Source organism: Janthinobacterium sp. B9-8, assembly GCF_000969645.2.
Classification (GTDB): domain Bacteria; phylum Pseudomonadota; class Gammaproteobacteria; order Burkholderiales; family Chitinibacteraceae; genus Iodobacter.
In genome coordinates, this window is sequence record NZ_CP014222.1 from 2,143,588 (window position 1) to 2,158,724 (window position 15,137).

A 15,137-nucleotide genomic window follows, 5' to 3' on the forward strand; every position below is an offset into this window, starting at 1 on the left:
TTTGCTGGCGCTTTATTACACAGCCCCAGCTTTGCGGCCGATTACGCCGTGCGCGGCAATACTTTTTATTTATTGTCTGATTCTGACTTTGCCAGTACAGACGAGGCCACGGTGCGGCTGGAAGCGTCCACTTACGATGCGCAAAGCTATGGCGGGGTGGATATTCTGGTTTACCGCGTTCCCAAACCGCTGGATTTTCTAAAGCAGCAAAAAGACCCGCATAAGCTTGATTTGAAGGGTAACTATCAGGGCGAAGGCGCGGCCAATGCGCTGCGCTATCTGTGGGACCAATGGTATACCCGCTCACGTAAAGCATGGCAGCGGGTGTTTTCTGCCCCTGCGCGTGGTGCCGTCACCCAAGCCGCGCCCGCACTCAAAACCCCGCCGCCCACCACCACTCGCTATACCGCGGTGCGCCAGTATCAGCCGCTTAAAGGTTTTGAGCTGGTCAACGAGTTTCGCTATCCGCTGCATCTGGCCAAACCAGAAGCTGCGAACAAAGCCGGTCGCTTAGAAGGCAGCAGCAGCGAGCGCGGCGTCACCCCTGGCAATGTTCGCGTACCTTTGGGCAAGCTGGCTCCGGGCTTATATATTATTGAAGGCTATCTGGGCAGCTACCGTGCAGCCACCCTGCTGTTTGTCTCTGATACCGCGCTGGTTACCAAGGTATCGAGCGAACAAATGCTGGCATGGACTGCGCATAAACAAAGCGGCGCCGCCGTAGCCGACAGCGAGCTGGTCTGGAGCGACGGTAATGGCACTTTAAAATCGGGCGACACCGATAAAGAAGGTATCACCGTCTTTAAAAAAACCGCACCTGAGCAAAGCTATGTTTACGGCATAGACAGCAAGGGCGGCGCGATGATCTCGGAGAACTTCTACTATCCGGCAGAGGTGAACAACAGCAAGCTGTATATCGTCACCGACCGCCCGCTCTACCGCCCCGGCGATGAAGTGAATGTGTCGCTGGTAGGCCGCCAATTTGAAAGCGCCCGCGAAAGCAGCCGGCTTAAAGCTGAAACCGTGCAACTGATGCTGCGCGATCCTGCGGGCACCGAATTATCGCGCCAGGAAATCAAAATCAGCAACGATGGCGCAACCAGCCGCTTTACCCTGCCGGACAATGCCGTGGCAGGTGGCTATGAGCTGAGGCTGGTTTACCAGAACACCCCTTATGCCGCGCCGTTTCGCGTGTCTGAATATACCAAGCCGCATTACGATATCAGCATTGATTTGGATAAGGCCGCGCTTAAAACCGGTGAAGAAGTCAGCGGTAAAGTCAGCATGCGCTACCCCGATGGCCGCCCTGTGGCAGGGGCCAGCGTAGAGCTGGTGCTGCGCAGCCAGCGGGTATCTATGGTGAATGCCGAAGTGCAATACCAAGGCTTGTTCCCCCTTAAGGTAAAACAAGACACGCTTAAGCTGGATGCCAGCGGCAATGCCCGCTTTAGCCTGCCTGCCGCCACCGACCCCAGCCGCTATGTCTTGCGTGTGATCGGCAGCCAATCTGGCGCTTACCCCGTTACAGCCAGCCGCGAAGTGCTGATCGACAGCGCCGCCAGCCGCTACCACATCGTGCCGGACAAGCAGTTTTCTGCACCTAACGAAACCGCCCGCTTTAAGCTGATCAGCGATTGGCCGGGGCAGAATAAACCCGCCAGCTGGAATGCTCAGCGACTGGAAGACCGCAGCACACAAAGCGGCACGCTCGCAGGCAATGTCCAACAATTTGATATTCAGTTTAAGCAGGCCGGTAATTACCAGATTAATTTGCTGGATGCTGCGGGCAAGCCACTTGGGCAAAGCAGCTTTATAGTCAGCGGCAAGGGGCTAAATGTAGCGCCGGGATCGATCTCACTGCTGTTTGATCGCGAAAACTATGCGGTGGGTGAAACCGCCGAAGGGGTACTGAGTTTTCCTGAAGATGTAAACGATGCCCTGCTCACCTTAGAGCTGGAAAACGTGCAGGAAAAAGCCACGCTGGCCCAAGGCGGTGATTGGCTCAAGCTGAATAAAATCAACGCCCGCCAGTGGAAAATTAGCCTGCCTATCGTTAAAGACTATCGCCCGAATATGACTTTCTCGGTGCTGTATATCAAGCACGGCAGCCATACTTTCCAGAACCGTGGCTTAGCAGTGATTCAGCCCAAAATCGACGTCGCCATTAAAAGCGACAAAAAAGAATATCAACCCGGCGATATGGTGACGCTGGAGCTAAGCAGCAGTGTGGCGGGTAAAGGCGCACCGGCTCAGCTTAGCTTGGGTGTGGTCGATGAAATGATTTATCTGCTGCAGCCTGAAATCACGCCGGATATTTATGACTTTTTCTACCACGCCCGCCGCAATGCGGTGCGCACCAGCGCCAGCTTAAATTTCTATGGCTACGATATGGCATGGTCGCCGCGCGCAGGTGGGGAAGATGAAATGCGCTATAGCTCGCGCTCGCAAAAAATGCTGGTTCGCCCGCGGCGCGACAATATGGACACAGCCTACTGGAACGGCGCGCTGAAGACCGACGCCAACGGCAAACTCAAAATCCAGTTCCGCATGCCCGACGCGCTCAGCCGCTGGCGTATTACTGCCAGAGCCATTGATAACGACGGTGTGGTCGGGCAAAAAACCCACTATATCAACTCGAATAAAGCCGCCTATGTGCAATGGGCCGCGGCCAAAACCTTCCGTGAGGGCGACACGCCCAGCCTGCAAATCGCCGTGACTCAGCAGGCCGAAAAAGCCCAGTATCAATTGGTGACGCGCGCGGGGAATAGCGTACAAAAAGAGCAAACGCTCAACCTCACCAAGGGCACCAGTTATATTCCACTGGAGACTGGCCCGCTGCAAAACGGCCAGTTGATTGTTGAATTAAAACAAGGCGGCAAGCTGATCGACCGGCTGATTACCGATCTTAGCCTGCAAGCGGCGCAAGAAATGCACACGGTCAGCCAAAGCATTCAGCTAAAAGAGGGTAAGGCAGATATCAGCCTGCCTGCCGATGCACAAGCCGTGCGCCTACAGCTTTTAGATAGCGGCGATGCGGCGTTTCGCAGTGTGATCGATGATTTAATCGATTACCCCTATGGCTGCGTAGAGCAAACCGCCAGCCGCCTGCTGCCCTTAAGCCTTGCTTACCAAAAGCTCAGCGACGCCCCAGCGCCTATGCGCGCTGCCTTGCGCCAGCGTATCGAAAACGCACGTTTACGCTTACTAAAAATGAGCGGCAGCGGCGCGGTCTTTAGCTGGTGGGGCGACAGCACGGCAGGCGACCCGATGCTGACCAGCTACGCCCGCCTTGCCGAAGCACAGGCCAGCCGTGCGCTGGGCCTAAGCCCAAGGCTGGCCAACAGCAAATCCTTCCAAACGCTGTATGCCAATCAAGTAAAATCCATGCCGCCGCTGCATCAGGCGCTTACTTTATGGATGGCGGCCGACACCGGCGAGGCGATTCGCACCCAGCTTTCCGGTCTTGTCGATCAGCTGGCAAAAACCAGCCCTTCAGCAAATACGGCCAAGGCCAATATCATGAACTCGCCCGATTCGGCGCAAGGCCAGCAGGCCGCGCTGGTGCTGGTCAGCAAGCTGGCCAGCCAGCACAAGCTCGCACTGCCGGACGCCATCAAAACATCGGCCAAAACGGCAACGCTCAGCCTTAAAAAATCAAACAAGCCATGGCTGCAGGCACTGGCAGCATGGAGCAGTGGCGAGCTAGCTGACACCGCACAGCTGCTGGCCACACTCAGCCAGAACACACCAACGCTGGAGCGCTCCCTCGCCCTGCTGTGGTTGCAAGATGAGTGGAAAACCGCCAAGGCCGGCACGCTTGCGCCACAGGGGGCATGGCGCAAAAACGCAGGTAGCAGCGGCGGCATTGAATGGCGTTTAAACAGCAAAGCCACAGAAACATTGACTGTTCAGGTAGCTAAAGCACCGGCCTTACTCAATGCCACGCTGAAATACGATAGCGCCAGCAAAGCAGCAAGCGCGCTGCCAGTGAGCATTACCCGTCAGCTTTATGTATTAGAGCCCAAAGGAGAGGCGGGCTTTACCGCCAAGCCTGTGCCCTGGACCAGTAAGCTGGCGACCGACAAATTGTATATCGATGAAATCGTGCTGCAATCGAAAAAAACCTACCGCTACGGCCTGATTGAAGCGGCACTGCCACCGGGAGCCATGATTGAAGAGCAGCATTGGGGATTAAATATCGACAATCTGCCGGGGCAGGATAAATACGAGGATGAGGAAGGAAACGAGCAAAACACCCTCGCCGTCCAGCCCATGCAACAGCGCCCCCTAGGCTACGCCCAGCCTGTGGCCGTGCTAGATGGCAAAGTCGTGCAGCGGCAGATTATCCGCTTCACCCAAGCGGGCCGCTTTACCCTGCCTGTAGCACGCTACTTTAGAATGTATCAGCCAGACGAAGCCGCGCTAGAAGAAGGAGCTGCTCGTGTTGTGGAGATTCGCTAAGCCGAAATCCCCCCTAGCCCCCCTTTTTCAAAGGGGGGAAGCGACCTATGCAGCGCACTGGGGAGCTGTTTGCTCTGCGCAAAACGGCGACAGTAAGCACCACGCCTCCCCCTTTGAAAAAGGGGGATTGAGGGGGATTTGCCTGTTCATTCTGCTCCTCACCAGCAACCAAGCCACAGCCAGCACGCCCTGCCAGCCCTTGCCAGAAATCCAGCAAAGGCTGGAGCAACTGGCGCGTGGCTGGCATAGCACACTGGCGCTAGAAACCGGCTATGCACCGCCAGCACGCTATACCGTTTGCCAGTTAAAAAGTGGCCTGCCCTTTGCGGATCACCCGCTAAAACGTATTTATATCCGTGGGCTTGCCAGCGAGAACGATGAAATCACCCTCGCCCACGAATACCTGCACCTCGCCTTCAGCCACCACCCACGCGGCCACTATGAGGTGTTTATCGAAGCCATGGCAAGACGCCTTGTGGGGGTGCAGTGAAATACCCGAACACTTAAAAAGTTCTGTAGACACAGAGCTACGAAGAGCACACGGAGAAAACCTATAAGAAGAAGGTCTTAACGCTTTCGTTTTTCTCTGTGTTCTGCTTTTAAACTCTGTGTTCTCTGTGTCTACAGATCTTAGGTTTTCTCAGCTTTCCGCCTTAACGCGCATTTATTCGGATCAACACCATGAAGCCTTTAGCCCTGTTTCTCTGCCTTTTGAGCCCCTTTGCCGCTGCCGCCGGTTTGCAGATCGACGCTCCTGCTGGTGGCTGGCGTAATACGACGGGTAAGCCCGAGCGCTATACGCAAAACGTGCAGTATCCGGCCACGCTGGTGAATACGCCTGAAAACCAAGGCAAGATGGCCTTGATTCGTGGGCATATTGGCAAAACGCCTAAGGAGCTTCCCAAGGGAGAAGACAACCCGCCTTACCGATTAATCGTTAACGGCGTACCCATGCCGCTGCGCGTTGATGCCGATGGCAGCTTCTCGCGCCCCTATTCTTTTGGCCGTGGCGCTAATAGCGTAGAAATTCAAAGCCCAGATGGTAAAGAGCGCGCGGCCACTCAGTTTTTTGATAGCAATAAAGACCGCCCACAAACCAAATTACGCGTGGTGCTGTCGTGGAATACCAATAGCACCGATCTGGATTTACACGTCATTAGCCCGGATGGCGAGCACACTTATTATGGCAACCGCGTCAGCAAAAACGGCGGCGCGCTTGATATCGACGTCACCTCCGGCTACGGCCCGGAAATCTACGCCAACCCCAGCCCGCCCAAGGGCCGCTATCTGGTGTATGTCAATTACTACGGCGGCTATGATGCAAAACCCGCCATGACCATCGCCCAGCTTTCCATCATCAACAACGAAAACACCCTGCACGAGAAACAACAGCTGTTTAATGTTCCCATGCGTAAAACAGGGGATTTAACGCTGGTAGGCAGCTTTGTTTATCCATAGGTTAGCCGGGCATGAACGCCGTCTACTTACACACCTTTTGCACAAAGTGTTCAATGACCGCATCTCCCAATCCCCCTTGGTCTCGCTTGTTTCCTGCTTGCTGGCTCATCCTTACCCTCAGCCTACTTATGCTCTGGCATGGCCCTATTACCCAGCATGCTCATTACCATGATTTTGCTGATCAGCGCGCTGGCTTTGGCGTACCTAATTTATTGGATGTGTTTTCTAATGCGGGCTTTGCACTGATCGGTCTGTGGGGCTTAAGGCTCTGCTGGCATCAAACAAGCATCAGCCGCGCGGGCTGGGTTTTAGGGTTTTTTAGCCTGATTCTGACTGCGCTTGGCTCTGCCTGGTATCACCTTGCGCCTGATGACACACGACTGATTTGGGATCGCTTACCCATTGCGCTAGCGTGCGCTGGTTTTTTATCGGCGCTGGCCAGCCAGTTACATGGGCAGCTCAATAGCCGCTGGTTTGCTCTGCCCCTAGCTTTATGGGCGATATTTTCTGTGAGCTACTGGGTAGTCACGCAGGATTTACGCCCTTATTTATTGCTACAGGCCTTGCCCTTGATTTTGCTGCCTTTGTGGCAATGGCAAATCGGTGGCAAACACCGCGCTTTCTGGCTGATGCTACTCGCAAGCCTTTGCTATATTTTAGCCAAAATCACCGAGCTGCAAGATCAGGCTTTATTTCATACACTGCACCAAATCATTTCTGGCCACACGCTTAAACACCTTTTTGCAAGCGTTGCCTGCCTGTTTATTTTGCTATCGAGAAAATATGAAATTGCCCAAACTACAGCCCATGCATCTGATTCGCCGCGCGGCTAAACCGCTCCATCACTTGCTTGGCGCGATGCTGTTTAGCTTCAGTATTCCCGCGCTGGCTGGCAGCAGCTTGCCCGATTTTCAGGCCAATATCAGTGATATGCTCAGTATTCGCGCCGAGGCTTATCAATTTGCCGAGCTGCACCAAATTATTGGCAGCAGTGCTACGCCTAAATTAAACCGGCAGCAAAGCGAGCAATTGCGCAATATTATTCAACGCTATATGAGCAGCCGTGCACGCCTCATGCCCGAAGTAGAGCGAGTTTCGCCTTGCTTTTCGCTGATCGCCCCCATCCGCCTCAACATACAAAAGCCAAGCGATACCGGCCTGCCCGAGCTATGCACAGCATCCAAAGGGCGAATGTGGTCGCCCTCGCTCAACCCCTATGATGCTGCGGGCAAACAGCTAATTGGTGAAATAGCACGCGGCCTGGCTGCTGCGCTGGTGCTGATGGATAGCTATCAGATTGCCATTGAGCCCTACGCTCAAAACGCCGAGCTGCGTTATCTGATGAATTACGATATGCAAAACAAGGTGCAAATTGATCAGCTTATTCATCAATACCGCTCTGCCGACGTTCATTCCCAGCTGCTGCTGGCCACTGATCTGATCGATCAGTATTTTAAAATCCAGCGCGAAGGCGGCAGCACACCGGATGCGCTTGAACAATATCTTTACACTCTGAGCCAAAGCACGGTCTGGTATGTGAATCAGCGTAAAAACACCTGGACTAACCCACTGCAAGTCACGCAATTTGTACTGGAAGACTTTAATCAGCAAAAAAAAGTAGCGCTCAATACACTGAGTTTTGGTCTCAGTTTTGGCTTTGGCCAGATGGTGGGGCTGGTGCAAACCCGCAGTGGCAAGCTGCGCCAGTTAGATAAAAGTGAGCTTGCCCAGCTTGAATCCGAAATGAAGCCGCTGGATATTTTGCTGGAGAAAACTCCTTTCCGCCTCACCGATAAAATGATCCCCGGCTATTACGGCCATATGGCAGTGTGGCTGGGCAGCGAGGCCGAGCTCAAAGAAATAGGCGCATGGGAAACCATTCCCAGCCAGTGGCAAGAGCAAGTCCGCAAGGGGAAACGGATCGTTGAGGCGCTGCGCTCTGGCGTAACGCTCAGCACACTTGATCATTTTATGAATATTGATGATCTTTTAGTGCTGCGCGATCAGCGCCCGCTTAATCCAGAATACCTGCGCAATGCCGCCCTCACCGCCGTGCAGCAACTCGGCAAAGAATACGACTTTAACTTTGATGTGATGACACACGAGCGCATTGTTTGCTCGGAGCTGGCCTATGTGGTCTTTCCGGATATCGACTGGCCCTTAGCCCAAACACTGGGGCGCTACACCATCAGCCCGGATAACGTCGCCCAACTTGCCGTGGGCGAATCACCGGTTTTTAGCCCCGTAATTATGTATCGCGATGGCAAGCGAGAAGCTGATCAATTGCAAGAAAAACTACAAGCACTTATTGCAAGGAATTAAGCCCAGCCTAGTGCATTGGAAAAGCGTAGTGTTGCATAGGGTGTGCAAGTCGTTTTTCTTGCGCACCGCCTCTCTGCGCTCCGCCTGCGTTGTTGCACGGCCTATAAAAAACGGCTCCCCCAATGGTATAGAGCGGTGCGCAAGAAAATATTGAGTCAATCAATCACGCATGCAAATGCATCGCCTGCCTTTGAGGCGCGACGGTGGCTTTATTTTTAGATTGCTTACCCGCGTAATCACTGGCAATTAAATCTTGAGCCGTGGCCAAAGCTACGCCCTGCTCTTCCACTAAATATTGCACCACCATTTTCGCCAACCTATCCAGCGCAATGCGGTGCGTGGCATCGGTGTTTTGATACAGCCAATCGCTAAACGTCATAAATTGATTAAATGGCGAATCGCCTAGTAATACCGGCAGGGTATGGGCAAAGCGGCCAGAATTGGCGACTAAATCCCAATAGCGCGAAAAGCGCACCAAGCGCTGCATGGTGGCAAAATCGATTACCTTGTTTGCCAGAATGGTGTACGGCGGAAAGCTGTCGTAGACCATGCCAAAATCCTCAGTATGGCGAATAATCGGCGTGCCGCGCAGGCGTTTTAAAATACCGAATTGAATTTCATGCGGGCGTAGCGCGTAAAGCTGATCGAAGCCTCGGCCAAAACTCGCCATATCTTCCCCCGGCAAGCCCGCAATCAAATCCACATGCAAATGCGCGTGCGAATGCTCAATTAGCCAGGAAATATTATCCGCCGCTTTCTCATTATTTTGCTTACGGCTCACCAAGGCTTGCACTTCAGGATTAAAGCTTTGAATGCCGATCTCAAATTGCAAAGCACCGGCAGGAAACTGGCTAATGCCCGCCTTTAAGGCTTCGGGCAAATGATCAGGCACTACTTCAAAGTGAGCAAATACTGGGTCATCTGGATGGGCGGCAATTTTATCCAGAAAGAACTGCATGATTTTTAAGCTAGATTTGATATTCAGATTAAACGTGCGATCCACAAATTTAAACAACCGCGCGCCGCGCTGATACAGCGTTTCCATCTCGGCCAGAAATACATCCAGATCAAACGGCCACGCTGTTTTATCCAGCGCCGACAAACAGAACTCGCACTTAAACGGGCAACCTCGGGAAGCCTCTACATACAGAGTGCGGTGAGCAATATCTTCATCGGTATAGAGGGAATACGGCAGCGCCAAATCATTTAGCGGTGGCTGCACACCCACATGCGTTTTCATCAAAGGCTGCGGGCCTTGCAAAATCTGCTTACAAAGCTGCGGCAAAGTCACCTCGCCCCAACCGGTAATCAGGAAATCCGCCAACTTAACAATACTTTGCTCAGCGCTTTCATAAGAGACCTCGGGCCCGCCCAAGATAATCTTGATGTGCGGTGCAACGCGTTTAAGCATCGCCACCACCCGCTCTGTTTCCTCAACATTCCAGATATACACGCCAAAACCAATAATCTTGGGATGTTTAGCCAGCAATCGCTCCACAATCTCGGTGGTCTTGGTGCCAATCACAAACTCCGCCAGCTGCGTCTCCCCCCGCAAATCGCCCATATTGGCCAGCAAATAACGCAGCCCCAGTGAAGCATGGGTGTAGCGAGCGTTGAGAGTAGAAAGAATAATCGACATGGCAGACATCTGGCTGAGGCAAAAGGGGGTATTTTACGGGTTAATAGACACAGGAGGCGATCAAATATAGGGAATACAAAAAATGTCATGCCTCGCCCGCTGTGCCTATATAAAATCAAACCATTCAGAAAAACCAGTACAGCTATCAAGAAAAATAACCGTAAGCAAAACACTGAACTGACAAATATCCAGCGGCGAAGCAAACTTTCAAGCATTGTTGAAACATTCAAACCATCACAGTTAATTTAACCAAAGAAGCCCATGCAAACCAAAAAACACTACACGACTTCCCGGTTCATTAACTACTTCACCCACGCAAGCTTGCTATTATTCATTTCCATATCAAACATGGCTTTTGCAGATGACTTTGAAAACCCCGAAAGACACATTCAGCATATTTATCAAGAGAAAATAAAGCAAACACTTAGCAACTAGCCTCTCTCTATTTTAAAAGCAATAAAAAGTATATCTTAGGCGATCCAAATGCATATCAAATTAATTCGTTTTTTTCTTATCAGCAGCCTTGCTTGTGTCCCAGACTACACAAAAAGAATGTAGAAGCCAAAAAAAACACATACGCAAAACTCATGCTAATACTAGCGGTTCTTTCATTATTACTTGCACTATTGTCACTAGATTTAATCCTATCTATCATATTCAGCAACTACAAAAGCATAACAGATCTATTGTTTTAAACATTTATTGACCTTTTCCCCATTAAAAAGCCAGATCATCCAATCTGGCTTTTTAATATTACAAGCTATGCTATATCTTAACTTTTTAAAATCTGCAAAGGTACGCGCAGCATATCGTCGCCATGCCCGGCAAAATACCAAATAATGCTAATCAATGCGCCAACGGTGATTAAATACCACACCGCAGAGAAGATTTGCCCATAGCGATCCAGCGGCAATAGATGGCTTTGATGGCGGCCTCGCCATTCAAAGACGATTTCCACACTACCAATCAGCAATAAGAATCCTAATAATGCCAAACCAAGGGTATAGCTGATAAATACACCGAAAGCAGCACCCGCCACACAGGCCACCAAGCCCAGCACGCTATTCATCGAAAAACTAATACTTTTTAAGATGTGCCCGCCATCAAGCGGCAGAATGGGTAATAAATTAAATAGATTAAGTAGCGCATTAAATGCAGCCAAGCCTGCAAAAAACATCGAGCCCGTCAGCCAATAAACCACCAGACCAGCAATCGATAACAATAGGCCAAAGCTTGGCCCCATGATTGAAATCACTACATCTTGCCAGCGAGTATTAATTTTCTCATCCGACAATGCTAATCCGCCCATAAAGGGAATTAAATAAATGCCTTTGGTTTTGATACCGAAGTATTTCATCGCCCTGATATGGCCGTATTCATGAAAAACCAAACAGGCAATCAGCGCAATGGCAAACTGAAAAGAGAATAGCCATGAATACGCCGCAACACTCGCCCCGGCTAAAGCCACTTTAACCAGTTTGGCACTTTTAAGCAGTTTAAGCGCCAAAGCACCCAGCCCAAGCAAGCTCAGCTTATTGGTTTTAGTAATCGGCACAACAGGTGTTTGCCGCTCGATATCCCGAGTATTTCGCTGGCCTTGGACCGCCTCTTGCTCATCAACGAGCAAGCGATATTTCAGCACAAAGGGCTGCCACTGCAGATCTGTTTCAAGGCGAACACGCGTGGTTGCGGCGGTGCCATCTTGCGCTACCGCAGAGAGCTCAAATTGCAAAGCACTCAATCCTTCGCGCTCAGCCGAGGCGTTTTTTTCTGCAACTAAGGTATTGTCCCAAAATAGCTGCTGCCAGCCCGCTGGCGTACCTTCCAGCCTGAGCGCTTTGCCCAGGCAATTAATATTTAATAATTCCACGGCGTATCCAGTTCAATAAGAGTCATCAACAAGGCATAAAGCTTGAGCGAATGCGGGCATTTTACGGGTTTCTGAGTATTTAGGGGCAAGCACTATGGGTAAGTTCAGGCAAGGCTAAGTGCCCATCTTGTTTAAGAATCAGACAAACTGGCCCAGCGGCAACCCCAGTGAAAGGGTGGTATTCGTAAATGCCGCAGCGTGGTCGTGTGCATGCTCAGACAACAAGCGAAACAACACCACCTTGCCCAGCTCCGTGCTAGATAATGCGCCCGCATCATGGCTTCCAATCACAGCCACGCCAGAAACCGCTGGCCAGCCTGCTTTGGCGTAGAACGAAGCTAGTGGTGGATCGCAAGTAAACAAGCCGATATCAGCATGGCTGTTTTCAATACAGCGAGTGGCTGCACTGACGACTAAACTACTTAGCCCCTGCTTCTGATAGGCAGGGTCGGTTGCAACACAGCTCAATGCGGCCACGCGAAAGGTCTGCCCGGCGTGGCTAAGTGTAAAATTCAGCACCGCAGCGTAGCTCAGCAGGCGATTGCCCCGATATATAAAGCAGGAAAGCGCATCTAGCGCCGGATCATGCTCCTCTGGCACGGTTTCGCCCTGAGAGGGAGCAGACTGATCAGGCCATACACGATGCATCAGCAAGGCAATATCCCGCCGCACCTGCCCAGAAGTCTGTCGGTAAGGCTGGATGCTCAGTAAGTCAGAAGAGACGGAACTCAAAGAATTAAAACTCCCAGATAGCAGATAAAATATGAGCTGCGAAAAACTGTATTTAGCTGCCCTTTGCACGTATTGTTAAGACAAAGAAGCTGCTTTTAAAAATATGCTAAAGTGTTATTAGCACCTCATTCGTAAAATAAGGCTCGTCCTCTACCCAGAAAATATAATCCAAGCCTAAATAATTCTGGCCAAAATCCAGAATATCGCCCACTGTGTTCTTTTTGCCGGTCTTAGGGTTAATCTGGCGAAGATTACCATCCTGCACGGCCATGCCTTTGACTAAGCTATTAGAATAATCTTTAAAAAAACCATAGCTCTGCGCCATATGGCTTTTGCGGTAAGGCATTAAATCCGGCCCACCCACGCCCATTTTTAACGATTGGGCCAAGGCAAACAGACCGCGCATATAGCCCTTATCATCGCCCGGCAGCCATTCATCCGGCAGAAAATTTAAATAAACCATGGCGGTGGATTGCTTAAATGCGCCAGCCAACACGCGCATATTGTCGCCAATCGCATCTACATAGGCCTTAGGGCTGAAATCTTTTGGAAAAGTAGTGCTGCCATCGGCGTTTTCAGTGCCGATATCAATCGAGCTTTCGCTAAAATTAATCCCTGCAATCTTGCCATCAAATTCACGGCCCAATTGCTGGATTAGTTTTTGATAGCGCTCCCGCACCGATGGCTCCCACATTTTGGCCGACCAGCCATATTCATCATCCGTCACCGGCTTATTGGGATCGCGCTCGGGCGCACTCAACATGCTTTGCTTGACTACACCACCTTTAAAAACAGGATCTTGCCGCAGATAATCAGGCACATTCACACGGGGCGTAAAAGACTTTTCCTGCAGCTGAATCCACAGTTTTTTATTCATCGAATTCAAATAGGCAATATCGGCTTTAATGGCACTAAAATCGTAATGATCTTTCCTTGGCTCCAGATCCCGCCATGTGTAAACAATTTGCGCACCGCTAAAGCGAGGATCAAGCAGACCCTTATCCGCCTTGATATTTGCGCCGTCTGCCTCGCGGTGATTAATATAAATAAAATGCTGCAAAGTAGGTGCGGCGGCCAAAGCCGCCGAGCTCATTACGGATAAAACCAGAGCAAAACAGAATAATCGGCTAAGCATAATAGCTCTGCATGGGATGATGGATGCTAAAGTTAACCTGAATAGGCCAGAGCAGATACCCAGATTATTTACATATCCTGAGTAGAATTTTATTTATGCCACTCAATTAATTAGCAGGGGTTATGCCATGCCACTTCCATGCAATAAAGCAGAGCTGCTTCTGAACTTTGACAGCGCTTATTCCAAGCTAATCAAAGAGCTCGCCACCATACCGGAGCAAGATACAAGATTGCCCGAAATAGAAGGGAAAATATCAGCGTGTGATTTACTTGCCTATCAAATAGGCTGGGGCCGGCTTTTATTGCAATGGGATAAAGACGAGTTACAAGGGAAACCCGCACAAATGCCTGCGCCGGGCTTTAAATGGAATCAGCTTGGGCTGCTCGCCCAAAGCTTTTACACCCGCCATTGCAATTCATCACTCAGCCAATTACATGCAGAATTTGCCGAATTAGCCGGACAAATCCGACAATTTATTCTGGACAATGAAGAAAGCACACTTTTTGAACAGGACAAAAGGAAATGGGCGGGGGACAAATGGCCGATCGTAAAATGGATACAAGTCAACACCATCGCCCCCTACCAGAGTGCGTGCTCAAAACTGCGCAGATGGAAAAAACATCAGTCCCTGCCTGCTGCTGAGCGCCCTAGCGATTCTGCCTCTGCAAAGCCATAAAAACGCTCACCCATCAATTGCCAGGTACCCGCCTCACGCGCCTCAAACGCAATATCGCGCAAGGTGCCCATGAGTGCCAGCATCGGACAAACACCCAGACTCACCCGACGCACGCCTGTGGCAAACAAAGCCGCAGCGGAAGGCGCGCCTGGCATGGCCATCACGCTGACGGGGCCATTTACCAACTGGCAAAGACGCGTTAACGAGGGCAAATCAACTAAGCCCGGCACAAACACCATATCGGCCCCTGCGGCCAGATAGGCATTTGCCCGCTCTACTGTGATCATTAAGCGCTCTTCCTCATCCTTCCCCAAACCCAGTAAATAGGTGTCAGTACGGGCATTCATCCACAGTAGATCTCCCGCCGCTGTGCGGGCTGCACTGATTCGAGCCGCTTGTGCGCTTATATCAAACAAGCCCGCTGCGCCATGCTGACGATCTTCTAAATTCACGCCCACCGCCCCCGCCGCAATCACCGCAGTGATGGTTGCGGCTACCGACTCGGGCAAGTTGCCGTAGCCTGCTTCAATGTCCGCAGTTACGGGCAGATCTACTGCGCGGCAGATGGCTGCCAGCTCGCTGAACATGATCTGCGGATCCATTTGCTCGCCGTCTTTAAACCCACGCGAATAGGCAATTCCGCCACTGGTTGTACCAAGGGCCACAAAGCCCGCCGCGGCAAAAACCCGCGCACTGCCTGCATCCCAAGCATTAACGAGTAGAAATTGGCCCTGTTCATTAAGTGTGCGAAATTTCTGAGCAAGCTGCATGGTGTGTCTCCTAAAAAAAACGCATCTTGCCGCGATGGCAAGACCAAGGCTGGCGCTTTTCGGACGCGGACATG

At 51.4% G+C, this 15,137-nt stretch carries 11 protein-coding genes; 6 read left to right on the forward strand and 5 right to left on the reverse strand.

The window, feature by feature from the left end:
* Positions 1-48: 48 nt before the first annotated feature.
* The 5 genes from VN23_RS09615 (at position 49) to VN23_RS09635 (ending at position 8,241) form a co-directional block, all read left to right on the forward strand.
* Positions 49-4,461, forward strand: a complete 4,413-nt coding sequence (locus VN23_RS09615; protein ID WP_197433075.1) for an alpha-2-macroglobulin family protein — start codon at positions 49-51, stop codon at positions 4,459-4,461.
* The gene (locus tag VN23_RS09620; protein ID WP_046351303.1) at positions 4,442-4,951 is read left to right on the forward strand and encodes a DUF2300 domain-containing protein; all 510 of its coding nucleotides are present in this window, start codon (positions 4,442-4,444) and stop codon (positions 4,949-4,951) included. The genes VN23_RS09615 and VN23_RS09620 overlap by 20 nt, the downstream gene beginning before the upstream one ends.
* 191 nt (positions 4,952-5,142) lie before the next feature.
* On the forward strand, positions 5,143-5,919 hold the full coding sequence (locus VN23_RS09625) for a YfaP family protein (protein ID WP_046351302.1): 777 nt from the start codon (positions 5,143-5,145) through the stop codon (positions 5,917-5,919).
* A 53-nt stretch (positions 5,920-5,972) separates the two neighbouring features.
* Positions 5,973-6,752, forward strand: a complete 780-nt coding sequence (locus VN23_RS09630; RefSeq protein ID WP_156455170.1) for a hypothetical protein — start codon at positions 5,973-5,975, stop codon at positions 6,750-6,752.
* Positions 6,703-8,241 carry a YiiX/YebB-like N1pC/P60 family cysteine hydrolase gene (locus VN23_RS09635; protein WP_082752715.1) on the forward strand — a complete coding sequence of 513 codons (1,539 nt, stop codon included), beginning with the start codon at positions 6,703-6,705 and terminating at the stop codon, positions 8,239-8,241. Before VN23_RS09630 ends, VN23_RS09635 begins: the two co-directional genes overlap by 50 nt.
* A 163-nt stretch (positions 8,242-8,404) precedes the next feature.
* On the opposite strand, the gene VN23_RS09640 is transcribed toward VN23_RS09635, so the two are convergent.
* From VN23_RS09640 to VN23_RS09655, 4 genes are all read right to left on the reverse strand, one after another.
* Entirely contained in the window at positions 8,405-9,880 is a 1,476-nt protein-coding gene (locus VN23_RS09640) for a B12-binding domain-containing radical SAM protein (protein ID WP_046351358.1), read from the reverse strand.
* Between the two features lie 772 nt (positions 9,881-10,652).
* Positions 10,653-11,750, reverse strand: coding sequence for a site-2 protease family protein (locus VN23_RS09645; protein WP_046351300.1), 1,098 nt, complete (start codon positions 11,748-11,750; stop codon positions 10,653-10,655).
* A gap of 138 nt (positions 11,751-11,888) precedes the next feature.
* Entirely contained in the window at positions 11,889-12,482 is a 594-nt protein-coding gene (locus VN23_RS09650) for a GNAT family N-acetyltransferase (RefSeq protein ID WP_046351357.1), read from the reverse strand.
* A gap of 106 nt (positions 12,483-12,588) precedes the next feature.
* Positions 12,589-13,617, reverse strand: coding sequence for a hypothetical protein (locus tag VN23_RS09655; RefSeq protein ID WP_046351299.1), 1,029 nt, complete (start codon positions 13,615-13,617; stop codon positions 12,589-12,591).
* 127 nt (positions 13,618-13,744) lie between these two features.
* Here VN23_RS09655 and VN23_RS09660 point away from each other — a divergent pair, with 127 nt between their 5' ends.
* Positions 13,745-14,293: a ClbS/DfsB family four-helix bundle protein gene (locus VN23_RS09660; RefSeq protein ID WP_046351298.1), complete on the forward strand. Its 549-nt coding sequence runs from the start codon at positions 13,745-13,747 to the stop codon at positions 14,291-14,293.
* Here VN23_RS09660 and VN23_RS09665 read toward each other — a convergent pair.
* Entirely contained in the window at positions 14,239-15,063 is an 825-nt protein-coding gene (locus VN23_RS09665; RefSeq protein ID WP_052746516.1) for an isocitrate lyase/PEP mutase family protein, read from the reverse strand. The two genes, VN23_RS09660 and VN23_RS09665, sit on opposite strands and share 55 nt — an antisense overlap.
* Between the last annotated feature and the right edge of the window lie 74 nt (positions 15,064-15,137).